This window comes from Neorhizobium petrolearium, from assembly GCF_029854435.1.
Lineage (GTDB): Bacteria > Pseudomonadota > Alphaproteobacteria > Rhizobiales > Rhizobiaceae > Neorhizobium > Neorhizobium petrolearium.
In genome coordinates this window covers 4335769-4352010 of the sequence record NZ_CP123000.1, presented here as the reverse complement: position 1 = coordinate 4352010, position 16242 = coordinate 4335769, and the positions used below count along the sequence as shown (strand labels likewise).

General features: G+C 59.1%; 14 protein-coding genes. 5 read left to right on the top strand and 9 right to left on the bottom strand.

Features of this window, described 5'->3' with window-relative positions; genetic code table 11:
* Positions 1-165: 165 nt before the first annotated feature.
* Positions 166-432, bottom strand: coding sequence for a glycine zipper domain-containing protein (locus QEO92_RS21170; RefSeq protein ID WP_037156862.1), 267 nt, complete (start codon positions 430-432; stop codon positions 166-168).
* A 277-nt stretch (positions 433-709) separates the two neighbouring features.
* Here QEO92_RS21170 and QEO92_RS21165 point away from each other — a divergent pair, with 277 nt between their 5' ends.
* The 4 genes from QEO92_RS21165 to hemA all read left to right on the top strand — a co-directional run bounded on the left by QEO92_RS21165 (position 710) and on the right by hemA (position 5910).
* Entirely contained in the window at positions 710-1198 is a 489-nt protein-coding gene (locus QEO92_RS21165; RefSeq protein WP_227704321.1) for a (2Fe-2S)-binding protein, read from the top strand.
* Between the two features lie 120 nt (positions 1199-1318).
* Positions 1319-3664, top strand: coding sequence for a xanthine dehydrogenase family protein molybdopterin-binding subunit (locus tag QEO92_RS21160; protein WP_227704320.1), 2346 nt, complete (start codon positions 1319-1321; stop codon positions 3662-3664).
* A gap of 13 nt (positions 3665-3677) precedes the next feature.
* Positions 3678-4475, top strand: coding sequence for an FAD binding domain-containing protein (locus QEO92_RS21155; RefSeq protein ID WP_227704319.1), 798 nt, complete (start codon positions 3678-3680; stop codon positions 4473-4475).
* A gap of 220 nt (positions 4476-4695) precedes the next feature.
* Positions 4696-5910, top strand: coding sequence for a 5-aminolevulinate synthase (hemA, locus tag QEO92_RS21150; protein ID WP_227704318.1), 1215 nt, complete (start codon positions 4696-4698; stop codon positions 5908-5910).
* Positions 5911-5943: 33 nt separating this feature from the next.
* On the opposite strand, the gene dxr is transcribed toward hemA, so the two are convergent.
* Entirely contained in the window at positions 5944-7131 is a 1188-nt protein-coding gene (gene dxr / locus QEO92_RS21145; protein ID WP_265105720.1) for a 1-deoxy-D-xylulose-5-phosphate reductoisomerase, read from the bottom strand.
* Between the two features lie 127 nt (positions 7132-7258).
* Here dxr and QEO92_RS21140 point away from each other — a divergent pair, with 127 nt between their 5' ends.
* Positions 7259-8476, top strand: a complete 1218-nt coding sequence (locus tag QEO92_RS21140) for an FAD-dependent oxidoreductase (RefSeq protein ID WP_037156873.1) — start codon at positions 7259-7261, stop codon at positions 8474-8476.
* Positions 8477-8482: 6 nt separating this feature from the next.
* Here the strand turns inward: QEO92_RS21140 and QEO92_RS21135 are convergent, their stop codons facing one another.
* The 7 genes from QEO92_RS21135 to QEO92_RS21105 form a co-directional block, all read right to left on the bottom strand.
* Positions 8483-9013: a hypothetical protein gene (locus tag QEO92_RS21135; protein WP_037156875.1), complete on the bottom strand. Its 531-nt coding sequence runs from the start codon at positions 9011-9013 to the stop codon at positions 8483-8485.
* Positions 9014-9163: 150 nt separating this feature from the next.
* Positions 9164-9952 carry a cell wall hydrolase gene (locus QEO92_RS21130; protein ID WP_227704317.1) on the bottom strand — a complete coding sequence of 263 codons (789 nt, stop codon included), beginning with the start codon at positions 9950-9952 and terminating at the stop codon, positions 9164-9166.
* A gap of 246 nt (positions 9953-10198) precedes the next feature.
* Positions 10199-11047, bottom strand: a complete 849-nt coding sequence (gene kduI / locus QEO92_RS21125; RefSeq protein ID WP_037156877.1) for a 5-dehydro-4-deoxy-D-glucuronate isomerase — start codon at positions 11045-11047, stop codon at positions 10199-10201.
* An 84-nt stretch (positions 11048-11131) separates the two neighbouring features.
* The gene (locus tag QEO92_RS21120) at positions 11132-12985 is read right to left on the bottom strand and encodes a DUF2264 domain-containing protein (protein WP_037157299.1); all 1854 of its coding nucleotides are present in this window, start codon (positions 12983-12985) and stop codon (positions 11132-11134) included.
* A 74-nt stretch (positions 12986-13059) separates the two neighbouring features.
* Positions 13060-14340, bottom strand: coding sequence for an ABC transporter substrate-binding protein (locus QEO92_RS21115; RefSeq protein WP_227704316.1), 1281 nt, complete (start codon positions 14338-14340; stop codon positions 13060-13062).
* A gap of 30 nt (positions 14341-14370) precedes the next feature.
* Positions 14371-15105 (bottom strand): DUF624 domain-containing protein, encoded by a 735-nt coding sequence (locus QEO92_RS21110; RefSeq protein WP_037156880.1) that lies wholly within the window; start codon positions 15103-15105, stop codon positions 14371-14373.
* A gap of 19 nt (positions 15106-15124) precedes the next feature.
* Positions 15125-16234 carry an ABC transporter ATP-binding protein gene (locus QEO92_RS21105; RefSeq protein ID WP_227704315.1) on the bottom strand — a complete coding sequence of 370 codons (1110 nt, stop codon included), beginning with the start codon at positions 16232-16234 and terminating at the stop codon, positions 15125-15127.
* Positions 16235-16242: the final 8 nt, after the last annotated feature.

Below are 16242 nucleotides of genomic sequence, written 5' to 3'. Positions count from 1 at the left end.
AACTGTCGACGCCTCGGCTTTGAGTCCTCATAGCCCCCAACAAAACCTATCTAACGGCAAAAGAAGGGGCGGGGTACCCCTTGTCTGTCCTTCGCGATGATTTCATGAAAGAAAAAGCCCCGAAGCGTGCTCCGGGGCCACACATTCCGCCGGCAATCCGAGCGTTTATCGGTAACCGCGCGGGCAATCGTCGACATAGCGACGGCCATAGCGGTCGCGATAGTAGCACTGACCGGGCTGTTCGGCGACGGAGCCGATCAATGCACCCGATACGCCGCCGATCGCGGCGCCGACAGCCGCACCGCGGACGTTGCCTGTCGCGAGGCCACCGATCACGGCACCCGATGCAGCGCCGATGCCAGCGCCTTGTTCAGTTGCGGTGCAACTCGCGAGCGATGCGCCAAGCATCAGAAGCACGATGGCTTTCTTCATGACATTTCTCCTTATGTCTTATTATGGCCGGCCCTTCCGCGGCATCCGCCAGCAAGCTCCAGCACTATCGCGGGAACAATAGGGTGCGATGTAGAAGAGTCCATATGCCGCCTTCATTTCTTTGAGGAATTTGTCCTCGAATCGCTCGTGGAAGCGTCAAGACGGGTTCCGAGGCCGACCAAATAATTGACGTTTCCATAGAAAGTAGCAGTTGATCCTCTCCGTAAAAAAGCAAATGATGATGCCCGTATCCGGGAGAGATGCGAGGAGGAAAATGATGACGAAAGTGACGCTGACCGTGAACGGCCGCACGATGAGCGGCGAATGCGAGGATCGCACCCTGCTCGTGCACTTCATCCGCGAAAAACTTGGTTTGACCGGAACGCATGTGGGATGCGACACGACCCAGTGCGGCGCTTGTGTCATCCATATGGACGGCCATTCGGTCAAAAGCTGTTCCATCCTCGCGGTACAGGCTTCCGGTTCAACGATCACAACGATTGAGGGGCTGGCCGGCCAGGGCGAACTGCATCCGGTGCAGGCGGCCTTCAAGGAGCACCACGGACTTCAATGCGGCTTCTGCACGCCCGGAATGGTGATGACGGCGGTCGACATGATCAAGCGTGAAGGCGGTTCGCTGACAGAAGAGAAGGTCCGCGCAGGGCTGGAAGGCAATATCTGTCGCTGTACCGGTTACCACAATATCGTCAAGGCCATCCTCGCCGCCGATGCCGAAATGGCATCGGGCCGTCAAGCGGCGGAGTGAAGGCAAGCGAATAGGGAGTAGCGAATAGCGAATTGGCCGCTGGTTTGGCCCGTCGCTACTCGAACTCCCTCTATTCGCTACTTCCTATTGGCTATTCGCTCATTTCTGGAGGAGATGAAAATGGGTGTTGAAGGAATCGGTGCACGCGTAACCCGCAAGGAAGACAAGCGTTTCCTGACCGGCAAGGGGCGCTATACGGACGACATGATCGTCCCCGGCATGAAATCCGCCTACTTCATTCGCAGTCCGCACGCGCATGCCAGGATCAAGAGCTTCGATGCGAGTGCCGCGAAGTCCATGCCGGGCGTCATCGATGTGCTGGACGGCAAGCAGCTGCAGGCCGATGGCATCGGCAATCTCATCTGCGGCTGGATGATCCATTCGAAGGATGGCTCACCGATGAAAATGGGCGCATGGCGGCCGCTCGCCGCTGAAACCGTGCGCTATGTGGGCGATGCGGTTGCGATCGTCGTGGCGGATTCCATCGGTGAGGCCCGCGATGCGGCGGAAGCCGTCGTCATCGACTATGAGCTGCTTCCGGCCGTCACCGAGGCGACCGCAGCGCTGGAGGCTGGAGCGCCGCAGCTCCACCCGGAAGCATCAAACAACCTGATCTTCGACTGGCAGCTCGGCGATCCGGATGCGACCGACCGGGCGATCGCGTCGGCCGCGCATGTCACCGAGATCGAGATCGTCAACAACCGGCTTTCGCCGAACCCGATGGAGCCGCGCGCCACGCTCGGCATCTATGATGCGGCCGAAGACCACTACACCTGCTATACGACGAGCCAGAACCCGCACGTGGCTCGCCTTGTCATGAGTGCGTTCTACAATGTCGCGCCGGAAAACAAGCTGCGCGTCATCGCGCCGGATGTGGGCGGCGGTTTCGGCTCGAAGATCTACATCTATCCAGAAGAGATTGTCTGCCTGTGGGCTTCGAAAAAGACCGGAGTGCCGGTGAAATGGACTTCCGACCGCACAGAAGCCTTCCTTACCGACGCCCACGGCCGTGACCATATTTCCAAGGTGAAGATGGCCTTCGATGCGGACAACCGCATCACGGCGCTGAAGGTCGACACGATTGCCAATCTCGGCGCCTATATGTCGCTCTTCTCCTCGGCCGTGCCGACCTATCTCTATGCGACGTTGCTTTCCGGCCAATATGCGATCCCGGCGATTCATGCCAATGTCCGCACCGTCTATACCAATACCGTGCCGGTCGATGCCTATCGCGGCGCCGGGCGCCCTGAAGCCACCTACTTGCTTGAGCGCACAATCGAGACGGCGGCGCGCGAGCTCGGCGTCTCGCCGGCTGAACTGAGGCGGAAGAATTTTATCCGTTCCTTCCCCTATCAGACGCCGGTGATCATGAATTACGACACCGGCGATTACGAAGCTTCGCTCGAAGCTGCGATGCAGGCGGCCGACTGGAACGGCTTTGCTGCCCGTAAGGCACAGTCGGAAGCCAGTGGCAAGAAGCGCGGCATCGGTATGAGCTGTTATATCGAAGCTTGTGGTATTGCACCGTCGCAGGCGGTCGGTTCGCTCGGCGCAGGTGTCGGTCTTTGGGAATCGGCGGAAGTACGGGTGAATGCGGTCGGAACGATTGAGGTTCTGACCGGCTCCCATAGCCACGGCCAAGGTCACGAAACCACGTTTGCCCAGCTCGTCGCCGGCCGACTCGGCGTGCCGATCGACAGCATCAACATCGTTCATGGCGATACCGACAAGGTGCAGATGGGCATGGGCACCTATGGTTCCCGCTCCGGCGCAGTCGGCATGTCGGCGATCGTCAAGGCACTCGACAAGGTCGAGGCCAAGGCAAAGAAGATCGCGGCGCATCTGATGGAGGCGGACGAGCAGGATGTCGTGATCGAAAACGGCGAGTTGAAGATCGCCGGTACGGATAAAGCCTTGCCCTGGTTCCAGGTGGCGCTCGCCGCCTATACGGCCCATAACCTGCCGGCCGGTATGGAGCCCGGGCTTAAAGAAACGGCTTTCTACGATCCGGCCAACTTCACCTTCCCGGCCGGCTGCTATATCGCGGAGGTCGAGATCGATCCGGAAACCGGCGAGACGGACATCATCCAGTTCGTCGCCGCCGATGACTTCGGCAATATCATCAATCCGCTGATTGTAGAGGGCCAGGTGCATGGCGGTTTGGCCCAAGGCATCGGCCAGGCGCTGCTCGAGGCTGTGCACTATGATTCGAACGGTCAGCTCCTGACGGCGAGCTTCATGGATTACGCCATGCCGCGCGCCGACGACCTGCCGTCCTTCAAGCTGTCGCACCAGAACACGCCTTGCCCAAATAATCCGCTCGGTATCAAAGGATGTGGTGAGGCAGGTGCGATCGGCTCGCCGCCGGCGCTGATCAACGCCATCACCGATGCGATCGGCAATAACGGGCTTACCATGCCAGCGACCCCGATGAAGGTCTGGCAGGCGATGCACGCGGCTCATTGAGGAGGAATGGACAATGTATGCAACCAGCTATCACCGGGCTTCCTCCGTGGAAGATGCCGTCAAACTCCGCGCCGCGCATGAGGAGGGTAAATATCTCTCCGGCGGCATGACGCTGATCTCGACCATGAAGCAGCGGCTCGCCGCGCCGACCGATCTCATCGATCTCCGGCATATCGCGGCTCTGCGCGGGATTTCGATCGACGGCCGCAAGGTGACGATCGGCGCCGCCACGCCGCATGCCGATGTCGCCGGTTCCCGTGAAATTCGTTCCATTTGCCCTGCGATCTGCGAGCTCGCAAGCCATATCGGAGACCCGCATGTGCGCCATATGGGCACGATCGGGGGCTCGATTGCCAATAACGATCCGGCGGCGGATTATCCGGCTGGCTTACTTGGCCTTGCTGCGACGGTGATTACCGACCGACGTTCGATCGCGGCGGATGAGTTCTTCACGGACCTATTCGAGACCGCCCTTGAGGATGACGAGATTGTGACCGCCGTCTCCTTCGATGCGCCGGAAAAGGCAGGTTATGCGAAGTTCAACAATCCGGCCTCGCGCTTCGCGATGGCCGGCGTCTTCGTGGCAAAGACGTCCAGTGGCGTGCGTGTCGCCGTGACCGGCGCCGGCTCGAACGGTGTCTTTCGCCATTCGGGCTTCGAACAGGCGCTTGCTTCCGACTGGTCAGCCGATGCTCTGTCGAACATCGCGGTGGATTCGTCCAATCTTCTCTCGGACCTGCATGCCAATGCGGAGTATCGCGCCAACCTCGTGAAGGTCATGGCGAAACGAGCCGTCGTTGCTGCGGGTTGATAACCAGTCGCGATCCGAACCGGAAAGGAAGGAGCGCAGGCGCTGCTCTTTCCTTCCTCATTGACGTGGATCAATTATGACATTGCCGATACTGGCTAAGTCTTTTATTGGAATAATTCAAAAATACGGGCCTTTTGCCGCAGGTGGGTTTTATCACGCATCGCGGGGTTGACGAAAAGCGCGACTGAAACCAAAACCAAAGCAGGTTCTGGAGTGTGACATGGATTTCGAGGCATTTTTCAAGAGCGAACTGGACGGGCTTCACACGGAGGGTCGTTATCGGGTGTTCGCCGATCTCGAACGGCATCGTGGCAATTTCCCGCGCGCCACACGCCACACTCCCGACGGTCCGAAGGAAGTAACCGTCTGGTGTTCCAACGACTATCTCGGCATGGGCCAGAATCCCGCCGTGATCGAGGCGATGAAGGAAGCCATCGATCACTGTGGCGCGGGTGCGGGAGGCACCCGGAATATTTCTGGAACGACGCACTACCACGTTCTCCTCGAGCGCGAGCTTGCCGATCTGCATGGCAAGGAAGCGGGCCTGATCTTCAACTCGGGCTATATGTCCAACTGGGCAACGCTTGGAACGCTCGGCCAGAAGATCCCAGGGCTGATCATTTTCTCCGATGCGCTAAACCATGCGTCGATGATCGAGGGCATCCGCTACGCCAAATGCGAACGGGTGATCTGGAAGCACAACGATCTCGATGACTTGGAGGCGAAGCTCGCGGCCGCCGATCCGAGCGCGCCGAAACTGATCGCCTTCGAATCCGTCTACTCGATGGACGGTGATATTGCCCCGATCAAGGAAATCTGCGATCTGGCCGACAAATACGGAGCGATGACCTATCTCGATGAAGTGCATGCGGTCGGCATGTATGGCCCGCGTGGCGGCGGCATTGCCGAGCGCGAAGGCCTGATGGATCGGCTGACGGTCATCGAGGGGACGCTTGGCAAGGCGTTCGGTGTGATGGGTGGCTATATCGCTGCCTCCACAGCACTTTGCGATTTCATTCGCTCTTTCGCCTCCGGCTTCATCTTTACGACGGCACTGCCGCCGACATTGGCTGCCGGTGCGCTTGCTTCGATCCGGCATCTGAAGGCAAGCCCCTTCGAGCGCGTCCGTCATCAGGATCGCGTTCGCAAGTTGCGCACCATGCTCGACCAGCGCGGCATTCCGCACATGCACAATCCCAGCCATATCGTGCCGGTCATGGTTGGCGATGCTGCAAAGTGCAAATGGATTTCGGATATCCTGCTCGATACCTGCGACATCTATGTCCAGCCGATCAACTACCCGACCGTGGCAAAGAAGACCGAACGCTTGCGCATCACTCCGACTCCGCTGCATTCGGATGCCGATATCGAGCATCTGGTCGGCTCGCTGCACCAGCTCTGGTCGCGTTGTGCGCTGGCAAGGCACGTCGCGTGACCGGTCTGAAAATCGGATAAGCCAAATGGCCGCTTATGCGGCCATTTCATTTTTCGCGATGATTTCACCGGCCCGCCTGCGGGCTTCTGCATCCGCCGCGAAAACCTCGTCCATGGTCGTGGCTGCGCCGTAATCTGCCATGCTGTCCATCACCTGTTCGGTAATGTCGGCCATATTCAGGAAGCCGATGCGGCCGGCACAGAAGGCGTGGAAGGAGGTCTCTTCTGCTGCATTCATGGCTGCGCCCTGTATGCCGCCGCGTTCAAGCGCCGTTCGCGCGAGCCGCAGTGCAGGGAAGCGCACTTCGTCCGGGGCTTCGAAATCGAGACGTGCGAGTTTCGCGAAATCCAGCCGTTCGACATTGAGCTTCGGCCGGTTCGGATAAGTGAGCGCATAACCGATCGCGGTGCGCATGTCCGGGCAGCCGAGCTGGGCAAGCACCGAGCCGTCCGTGTACCCGACCATGGAATGGATGACCGATTGAGGATGGACGATCACCTCGATCTGGTCCGGCTTCAGATCGAAGAGGTGTTTCGCCTCGATCATCTCCAAAGCCTTGTTGAACATGGAGGCACTGCCGATCGAGATCTTCAATCCCATCGACCAGTTAGGATGGGCACGGGCGGTCTCTACCGTAACGCCCGCCATCGCCTCGCGTGTCCAGGTGCGGAAGGGGCCGCCTGATGCAGTCAGAACGATGCGTTCCACGGCATGATGCTGGTCGTCTTCCAGCGACTGAAAGATTGCGCTGTGCTCGCTGTCGACCGGAATCAACCGCCCGCCGCCTTCGGCAACCGCGTTGATAAAAAGCTCACCGGCAGAGACCAGGCACTCCTTGTTGGCAAGGGCGATGTCGGCGCCTCGTTGTGCGGCGGCCAGCGTCGGTGCGAGCCCCGCAGTGCCCACGATTGCCGCCATGACCCAGTCGGAATCCCGCGCGCCCGCTTCGATCAGTGCGTCGCGCCCGGCGGCCACTTCAATGTCGCTGCCCGCAAGCGCGTCCTTCAGGGCAGAATATTGAGCGTCATCGGCAGTAACGGCCAGTCTCGCGCCGCAGGCCTTAGCCTGTTCGGCCAGGAGGGCGATATTGGCATTGCCGGTGATCGCAACGACGTCAAAAGCCTCACGACCGCCGAGCTGATCCACGACATCGAGCGTGTTGACGCCGATCGAGCCTGTGGAGCCAAGAATGCTGATGCGGCGTTTGCCGGTACCGGCCATGATATCTTCCGTTTCATAAAGCTGCCGCAGGTCTACAAGCGAAAGTCGCAGCTCACAAGGCTTGAATTTCATCAGGCCGCGACCAAGTGCTGCTTGATCCGGGAAGTGACTTCAAGCGAAATAGGTCATGAGTGCGAGACAGGAAATAAAGACCACATGCGTGATCGCAGGAGCCGGGCCGGCGGGCCTGATGCTCGGTTATCTGCTGGCGCGGTCGGGGGTCGATGTCGTGGTGATAGAGAAGCATGGCGATTTCCTGCGGGATTTTCGCGGCGACACGATTCACCCGTCGACCATGGAAGTGATGCAGGAACTCGGCCTCATCGACGAGTTCCTGAAACTGCCGCATACGCGGGCGCCGAAATTGTCCGCTGAAATGGCGGGCCGAACGATTACCATCGCCGATTTTTCCCGCCTGCCGGTGAAGAACCGCTTCATCGCCTTCATGCCGCAATGGGATTTCCTGAGCTTCCTTGCAGCTCAAGCGCAGGGATATCCGAATTTCCGGCTGATCATGAATGCAAAGGTCACGGAACTGTTGGAAGAGGGTAATCGGATTTCAGGCCTCGTGGCAGAAACGACCGAAGGCAGTCTCACCGTCCATTCCAGGCTCGTTATAGGTGCAGACGGCCGGAACTCGGTAGTGCGGGAGAAGGCGGGGCTCATCGTCGAAAGTTTCGGCATTCCGAGCGAGGTGGTCTGGATGAAGCTTTCGAAACAGCCAGGCGATCCAAACGAAGTGATGGGGCATGCCGGTCCGCGACAGGGCTTCGTGCTGATCGATCGCGGTGACTATTGGCAATGCGGCTATGTCATCCGCAAGGGAACGCTTGCCGAAATCCGCGAGAAAGGCATCCAGGTCTTCCGCCAGATGGTGATCGATGTTTCGCCGCTGCCGGCGGACCGCATGCAGGAAATCCGGACATTCGACGATACGAGCTTGCTCACCGTCCGCATCGACAGACTGAAACAGTGGTGGCGACCGGGACTCATCTGCATCGGCGATGCGGCACATGCGATGTCGCCGATCGGCGGTGTCGGCGTTAACCTGGCAATCCAGGATGCCGTGGCGGCAGCCAACATCCTGGCGGCTCCATTAGGGGAAAACCGCCTTTCCGATGCCGATCTGGCGGCCGTGGAAAAACGCCGCGGCTTTCCGACCAAAGCGACACAGAAGTTGCAGCTGATGATGCGCAGCCGCCGCCGCGCCGATCAGGCGGACGAGCAGAGACGAAAAGGCCCGCCCGCCTTTATCCGCGGCATTGCCCGATGGCCAGTGCTTGCCCATCTGGCAGGACGCCTCATCGGCCTTGGCTTTCGGATGGAACATGTAAGGCTGCGTTGATGCGGCCTACTTCTTGACACCCATCACTTCGGCGCAGCGCGAGAAGCTGAAACCTTCGCCATCGGTGTCTTTCGTCGCGCGCAGCATGCGGATGATCTTGTCGGCGCCGGTTGTAATCTGCAGTTCGCAGAAGAGATCCTCGGTGCGGGCCGGCGAAATCATCTGTGGCGCGGCCGGTTGAGCCGAAATGCCGAAGGACGAGGTTTTGGTGGTCGTGACGGTGCTGCCATCCGCCTTTTTCTGCGTTTCCGTCGTCGTGCGCATAACCCGGTTCGCATCCTGTTTGGCGGGTTGCGGTGTCTGATACTGGGCTGGAATATAACGCGTCGTCTCGCCGCCGACCCAGGTATAGATCGTTCCGCCGTCGTTCAGCGGGAAAGACGAAACGGGCGGCCCGTAATAGGTGAAGAAGGAATCGACCGGCTGGCCGATCCACTTGGACTGGATCGCCTGGTTGGCTTCTTCCGTCGTCGTACAGCCGACCATGATCATGGCCAGCACACCGAGTGCGGCCACGCAAGAAAAACGCGAATTCATTGACTAGCCCCCGAAATATTCCGCCAGCTTCCCCTTAAAGTGGCGCATGACTTTCTATGGCCAGCAAATCGGCGAGGCAATCGGGACGTTACCTGTCCGGGAAGATGTCCACAGCCACGGAAGCAAGCCCTGACTTGGCCCGGCGCCAGATCACTTTCCGGCGGGGCGCAAGGACCACACTTCCGGCTGAGCCAGAGCCATCTGCCCTGTGGCGGACATGCTCGCAGGCTGGGGTCGTTGAATGGGAACCGGGGCATCAAGCGGAAGCACGAGATCATCCCCTTCTGCCTGCGTGGCTGTTGCTCCGACATCGTTCACGGCCACCATGCTTGGCGAGGCGGCAAGATGCGGCGCGAAGGCGAGGATATATTCATCCGCCGGCTTTGGGGCAGGGGTCTGCAGATCACCTTCGTCGTCGCGTTTCTCGTAAAACGCATTGCCACCGGCCACGGTCACATAGTGCATGTTGTCGTAAGGGAATTTCAGCCCATCCTGATGGAAGAACATGGCTTCCTTCACTTCGGGATTTCGTTCGCCTCGAAGGATGGCGTCTGCAGCAGCATTCAGTTCAGGCGCCGTTTCTTCTTTCATCACGCGTGTCATCACGCCCGGCGCGAATTGCTTCTCTTGCGAAACAACGCCGCAAATCGTCTCCGGATAAGCACCGGAAGTCAGGCGGTTCATCACCACACTGCCGACGGCCATGAAGCCGTCTTTGCTTGACCGCTTGGATTCGAAATACATCGCCCGTTTCAAGCATTCGCGGTCAGTTGCGGTATAGGTGTACACCTGCTTCGCGCTTTCAATCGACGCGGTATTCGTCTTCACGGAATCCTTGGTGATTGACGATGTCGTCTGAGACGACGTGCAGCCAGCCAGAAGGGCGAATCCAACCAGGCAAGCTGCCCTCCGAAAAGGGGCGTAAGTGATCGCCGTCATGATGTCCCCGCGATAAAATTTCAAAAATCACCTCGGCGCGAAAAGAGGTACCTCAAGCGCCGCTTCGGATCAAACAAAATCTATAAAGGTCGCAAAGGTTAAGAAAATCATTCTGATACTGGAGAAGTTGGCAAGCGGCAGCGCCCCAGCCGAATCAAGCCGTGGAAGGATCAGTTCCCTGTCCCTGTCCGTGCGTCTTATCCGACGAAGGCGAAGGTTCGCTCTTTCAACAGCCCACGCTATTTCCTACCGAAGGCTCTTCATGTCGACCATGTCCATGTCGGTGAAGGATTGATTGTCTCCTGCCATGCTCCAGATGAAAGCATAGGCAGAGGTGCCTGCGCCGCAATGGATTGACCACGGCGGAGAAAGGACAGCCTGCTCGCTTCTGACGATCAGATGCTCCGTGGCCTCGGGGCGTCCCATCAGATGCACGACGAACGCGTTTTCCGGCAGGTCAAAATAGAGATAGGCTTCCATGCGGCGATCATGCAGATGGGCCGGCATGGTATTCCAGACGCTGCCGGTTTCGAGCCGTGTCAGTCCCATCAGGAGCTGGCAGGTCGGCAGAACCTTCGGATGGAGATACTGGTAAAGTTTGCGCTTGTTCGAGGTGGCGCCGTCCCCGAGATCGTTCTCGATCGCGTCCATTCTGCTGACGATCCGCGATGGAAAGCTCGTGTGAGCTGGCGCGCTGTTGATATAGAATTTTGCAGGTGTCGACGGGTCAACGCTTTCGAAGGCGATTTCCTGCGTTCCCTGGCTGAGATAAAGCCCGTCCATGGGTTCGAGATCACAAGTCGTGCCATCGGCCATGACGCGGCCCGGGCCACCGATATTGATAAGACCGAGCTCACGGCGCTCCAGTAGATAATCGGTCCCGACGAGCTTTGCCAGTTCTTCGCCGACGATCAGCCGACCGTTCGTGGGCATGGCACCGGCAACGAGCATCCGATCATAATGGGTATAGACCGCCTGGAGGCTTCCTGGGACGAAAAGCGTCTCGATCAGGAAGTTTTCCCTGATCTCTGCGCCTGTCATACGTTCGGACTGGCTGTAGTGGATTGCATGGCGCGTTTGAACGGTGGCGGTCATGTCTTTTCCTTTCGCGTCGCAAAGCGTCGGTCCTGACGTCCGCGCTTTGCATTTGGCCGGGTCTTCTGCGTTTCTACCAAGAGCCTATAACTCGAGTTTGAACGCAGAAACGGGTGAACCTCTCCGGAGAAAGAGCTGCTCAAGCTCGCCGATGTCAGGACATATGAGTGAAGCGTGGAGCGATCTCGTCGCATCATCGCCGACGGGAAGTGCCATAGCGGCGGTCGCCAATACCGTCGTACCTGCGGGGATGTCGCCGCGCAATTGCGGCAGCAGCGTTTTCGCATGAATCAGGTTCGTGTTGGCAATAGGGCTCATCGCAAAACCCGCCCGCCGCACATTCGGTGAAAGGTCAATGATGGCGCTGATATCGCTTTGGCCGTGCCATATCGCCCGGCCTTCCGACTGCTCAGCCCGATCCACATTGAAATCGGCACGCTCAATGGCAAAGCCACCCTCGGCGGTTTTCAGCCCTCGCGGCGTGGTGATCCGATGGACGCGTATATGCCATGGATTCGCAGGCAGAAGCCAGGTCTCGACAACCACGTCGCTCCAGGGACACCAGCGCGAATAAAGCCGGTCACCGGCGATCAATGCCTCGTCCAAGGTCTCCCGCATGCGAAAGTGCACGTCGTCGTCGGACAATCCAAGCATGCCGTCGAAGCTGGCGGCAGCAAAATGCCGGTCATCGGCTTCGATATTGAAGGCGTAGCGCGTCGAATAGACGAATTTCGAGTATTTCTCGTTCGCCCCGCGCATCTTGTCGTGCTGCTGTCCGGACGATAGGATTACCACATTTCCAGGCGTGTGCATGGCGACCATGCCCGGCCCCTTCAGCGGAACCGGTTGTGGAAATTCTGGCGCCGGCGCTTCTTCCGCGGTCCAGAACGGATGATCGGCCGGCAGCGCCAGAGGCAGAAAGAATTTGAGCGCCCAGTAAGGCGATCCCGCCGAATTGTAGCTCTCGCTCATCAAGAGGTTCGGATAGCCGTAGCCGATCGAGAGGACACCATCACGATCGGCGATCGGTTTGTCCGACCACCAGCGGATATGCCGCATATAGTAGCCCTTGATCTCGCTCCAGGGCAGTGCCTCGACTTCGGAGAAGGCGAGTGCTCCCCAAAAGCCGCCGGCGGCAAATCGATAGGTCTGACTGCGTCCGAAGGCGAGCGCTGCTCCATCCGGGCCAAACCAGTGGCGAATATCTCTGGAAAAGGTTCGTGCGCGCTCCCGGAAGCGGGTTTTGCGGGCCTCGTCGCCTTTCGCCAGGGCGGAATAGATCAGGCCGTAGAAATGCATGGCAAAGGGAATGTAATGATCGACCCGGCGCACCGGTCCGTCGCGATACCAGCCGTCGCCGATGTCGAATGCCTCCAGTTCGTCGAGGTAGGCCGTGGTTTTCGACCGGTCGAAGTCCACCCCGACGCGCTCAAGCCCAAGGTCGACCAGCACGCGGAAAAATTTCCAGTTGTTGTCGACGAACTCGCGCTCGCGGGCGTTGACGAGATAGGCTGCGATTGTGCCCTTGTCTTTTGGGGCCAGCGGTTCCCAGATATGCTCCGGAACCATTGCGAGAGCAAAACCGATGGCAGCCAGTTCCACCAGCCGCTGATTTCGATCGGCAACGTCGCCCCAGTATTCAGGATGGGAGGGGTCGGTGCCATTTGCGAGGCCGCGTCGATACAGATCCCAGAACGGAAAAGTGCCACCGCCGGCAACCAGGGGCACAATACCCCAGAGCGGTCGTGCAAAACCCTCCAGATCGGCCGCGGCCCTATCGAAGAGAGCGCCGGTTGCGCTCAGGCGTACGCGAGCACCGCCTTCGGAAAAATAAGGCAAGATCGGCTTGAAAAGATCGATGATCGCCCTCGAAAGGTCGTCACGGGTCTTCAGGGGGTTGCCGAAAAGAGGATTGGCCTGAGCGGGATCGTAAATCACGAGCGATATCCAGGAATATGTCCAAAGAGAGTTGACCGCGAGAGGAGCAGTCCCGCGGTCAATCATGGCAGGAGTTATTTGATCGCTTTCACGCCTTCCGTCATTTCCGTCAGGCCCTCATCGATAGAGATATTGTCCGTCATGATCGCGTCATGCGTACGGTTCAGCACGACCTCGATCTTTGCCGCGTTCGGGTTCACCGCCATTTCCAGGAAGGACTTGCCAGCCTCAAGTGCCGCCCTGCTGTTCGCATCCTGCGGGAAGCCGGGAACGGACGCGATCTTTTCGCCGACATCGTCTGTGCGCTGGGCCGGAATGGTACCGGTGGACGCGATGATTGCCGCCCCCTCCGGCCCGGTGACGAACTTTATGAAATCAAGCGTCACCTCCTTGTGATCGGAATTCGCGTTGACGGCCAGGCCGGAGATCTGCGCTGCGGTGGTCCCGGCCGGCACGCCTTCCGGATGCGGATACTTCACGATGCCCCAATTCTTGCTCTTGGACTCGCCTGAATTGACCTTGGCGATCTGCGTGCCGATGAACCAGGTGCCCATCGGCAACATGCCGATCGTTCCGTTGAAGAACAGAGCCGAATAATGGGTATTGGAGGTTTTCAACGACGCATAGGACGGGACCACACCGTCCTTCTGCAGGGCAAGCGCCCGCTCGTACCAGGGTTTGAGGAAGGCATAATCGCCATCGACCAGCGTATGCTTGCCGTCCAGGATGCCGGGCAGCTGCACCGTCGAGCGCCAGGTATGGAAAAGGGCGCCATAGGTCTTGTTCGTGCCCATGCCGCCGGTGAGTTTGGTGGCGATCTGGTCAAACTGCGCCCAGGTCATGTCATTCGTCGGATAGGGCACGCCGGCTTTGTCGAAAATGTCCTTGTTGTAATAGACGACCCAGAAGTCGGACCGGAAGGGGAGGGCATAGATCTTGCCATCTACCGTCAGTTCCTCGATCAGGCCGCCGAAGGGCTCCGCATCGATCTTCTGCTCCTTCATGAAGCCGCTGAGATCGCTGATCGAACCGGCGCGCACCAGGTTGGCATAACCGGGAACGTCCTTGACCGTGACGATGTCGATATCCTTCGATCCACCGGTCAACTGCGTTGAAATCATCTGCTGGTAGTCCTGCGAGCCGAGATCGACAGGCTCGAACTTGACGTTCGGATGTTTCTTCTCGTAAGCCTCGATCAACGGCTTGTAGTAGGCGACCTTGTCCCAATCCCAGAGCGCCCATTTGAGTGTGACCGCGTCGGCCGGCTGTGCGAGCGCAGAACCCGCGGCCGTCGTGGCCAAGGCCAGTCCGGCCAAGGCAAGTTTCATTGTTCTCCCAAAATGATCCAAAGACATTCCGATTCTCCTTCCCTGAGTGTTTCTGGATTAGATGTTTTGTGTCGTGTTGCGGGCGTGCGGCTCGCGTTGCTCTTGCATTGCGATTGGCAGGGCTAGAACCATCGTCGTCGCCCGATGAACGCCGAATGCGACGGCAAACATTCCAAGTGAAAAATTCAGCGTTGCCGGCATGAAGACGGAAACCGGATAGAAGGCGATGTGGGCGAGCCAGAGGGCCGATACAAAGGCGATTGCCGCAAGCGCCGGAAGCGGGCGGATAATTGAGGCAATCGCCGCGAGGCGCAGCAGCCTCAACGCCGGAAGATCGCGCATCACCATCAGGACGATGACGTGACATGCCATGACCGCAATGACGGCAGTCACGACGAAGCTGACGGTCAAGGGCGCCACCAAAGCCAGATTATCTCTGGCCGCGGAAGCGTAGCTCGCAGTCGCGTAGGCCCCCACGCCAAGGGCGACGGTGAAAGCAAGCCCCCACCCCGTGGCGCGCCAGAAATAGCGGATGAATGCTTCGCTGAAATCACGCAGCAGGTAGATATTGCGGTCCTCGACGAAAGCGACGCAAATACGCGCAGTTGCGGCGATTGCCGCCGGCAGGGTCACGACGAACATCGCCGCGAGAATGAACAGGATGTTGAGTTTGACCATTTCCCACCATTCACGCGCGAAAATTTCCGCGAACAGGGCAAGCCCGGTCTTCTTTGGGGCATCCTTCGGAATGCCCCGTCCTTCCTTTGTCCACATGTCGCGCAGCCATTGCATGGCCTCTCCCCGCGGAGCTTCAATACAGGATCGAGCGCTCCGTCTCCTTGTCGAACAACTGCATATTGCTCATGTCGGCGACGAGCGTGACTTCGTCCCCGATTCCTGCCTTGAACCTCGGTGAGACGCGCGCGATCAGACCGCGTCCGCCCGCTACCATGTTCAGATGCACTTCCGAGCCCATCGGCTCAGCCAGTTCGACGATCGCCTTGAACGGAGCCAGGTTCTCCGCAGGGATGTCGGCCGGTGGCAGCTCATGAAAGTTTTCCGGGCGGATGCCGAGCACCAGTTCCCGATTTTCGTAAGGTGCAATGCGGCTCTTGTCGAAATGTGCCGGCAGCGGCAGTTCCCGGCCGTCGAAGACTGCAAGATAACCATCGCCGCGACGCTGGATCACTGATGGCAGCATGTTCATCTGCGGTGCGCCTATGAAGCCGGCCACGAACATGTTGATCGGCCGGTCATAAAGGTTCTGCGGCGTATCGACCTGTTGGATATGGCCGTCCTTCATCACCACGATCCGGTCCGCCATGGTCATGGCCTCTATCTGGTCGTGGGTCACATAGATGAAGGTCGCGTCGAGCCGCTTGTGGAGCTTGGTGATTTCGGCGCGCATCGTGCCGCGCAGCTTCGCGTCGAGGTTGGAAAGCGGCTCATCCAGCAGGAAGACGGCCGGATTGCGCACCATGGCGCGGCCGAGCGCGACGCGCTGGCGCTGGCCGCCGGAGAGAGCCTTCGGCTTTCGGTTCAGCAGATGCGTGATATCGAGGATCTTTGCCGCTTCCTGCACCTGGCTGTCGACAAAGTCCCGCTTCGCCTTCCGGAGCTGCAGGCCGAAGGCCATGTTCTTGTAAACGGTCATATGCGGATAAAGCGCATAGTTTTGGAAGACCATGGCGATGTCGCGGTCCTTGGAGGGAACATCGTTCATCACGTCGCCGCCGATCTTGAGCTCACCGCCGGAAATCTCCTCCAACCCGGCAATCATGCGCAGTGTCGTCGATTTGCCGCAGCCAGAGGGGCCGACCAGGATGATGAACTCCTTGTCGGCGATTTCGAGATCGATGTCGTGCACGACGGTCAGCGCGCCGTAGGTCTTGTTCAGTTTCCTGAGTGAAATGCTGGCCATCAGGTCCT

Bases quoted from the DNA above. Each gene is read 5' to 3' on its own strand.
- hemA (WP_227704318.1), top strand. From the start codon at position 4,696: ATGGATTTCGAGGCATTTTTCAAGAGCGAACTGGACGGGCTTCACACG.
- dxr (WP_265105720.1), bottom strand. From the start codon at position 7,131: ATGGCCGGTACCGGCAAACGCCGCATCAGCATTCTTGGCTCCACAGGC.
- QEO92_RS21105 (WP_227704315.1), bottom strand. From the start codon at position 16,234: ATGGCCAGCATTTCACTCAGGAAACTGAACAAGACCTACGGCGCGCTG.
- QEO92_RS21130 (WP_227704317.1), bottom strand. From the start codon at position 9,952: ATGACGGCGATCACTTACGCCCCTTTTCGGAGGGCAGCTTGCCTGGTT.
- QEO92_RS21170 (WP_037156862.1), bottom strand. From the start codon at position 432: ATGAAGAAAGCCATCGTGCTTCTGATGCTTGGCGCATCGCTCGCGAGT.
- QEO92_RS21160 (WP_227704320.1), top strand. From the start codon at position 1,319: ATGGGTGTTGAAGGAATCGGTGCACGCGTAACCCGCAAGGAAGACAAG.
- QEO92_RS21135 (WP_037156875.1), bottom strand. From the start codon at position 9,013: ATGAATTCGCGTTTTTCTTGCGTGGCCGCACTCGGTGTGCTGGCCATG.
- kduI (WP_037156877.1), bottom strand. From the start codon at position 11,047: ATGACCGCCACCGTTCAAACGCGCCATGCAATCCACTACAGCCAGTCC.
- QEO92_RS21140 (WP_037156873.1), top strand. From the start codon at position 7,259: ATGAGTGCGAGACAGGAAATAAAGACCACATGCGTGATCGCAGGAGCC.
- QEO92_RS21165 (WP_227704321.1), top strand. From the start codon at position 710: ATGACGAAAGTGACGCTGACCGTGAACGGCCGCACGATGAGCGGCGAA.
- QEO92_RS21110 (WP_037156880.1), bottom strand. From the start codon at position 15,105: ATGCAATGGCTGCGCGACATGTGGACAAAGGAAGGACGGGGCATTCCG.
- QEO92_RS21155 (WP_227704319.1), top strand. From the start codon at position 3,678: ATGTATGCAACCAGCTATCACCGGGCTTCCTCCGTGGAAGATGCCGTC.
- QEO92_RS21115 (WP_227704316.1), bottom strand. From the start codon at position 14,340: ATGTCTTTGGATCATTTTGGGAGAACAATGAAACTTGCCTTGGCCGGA.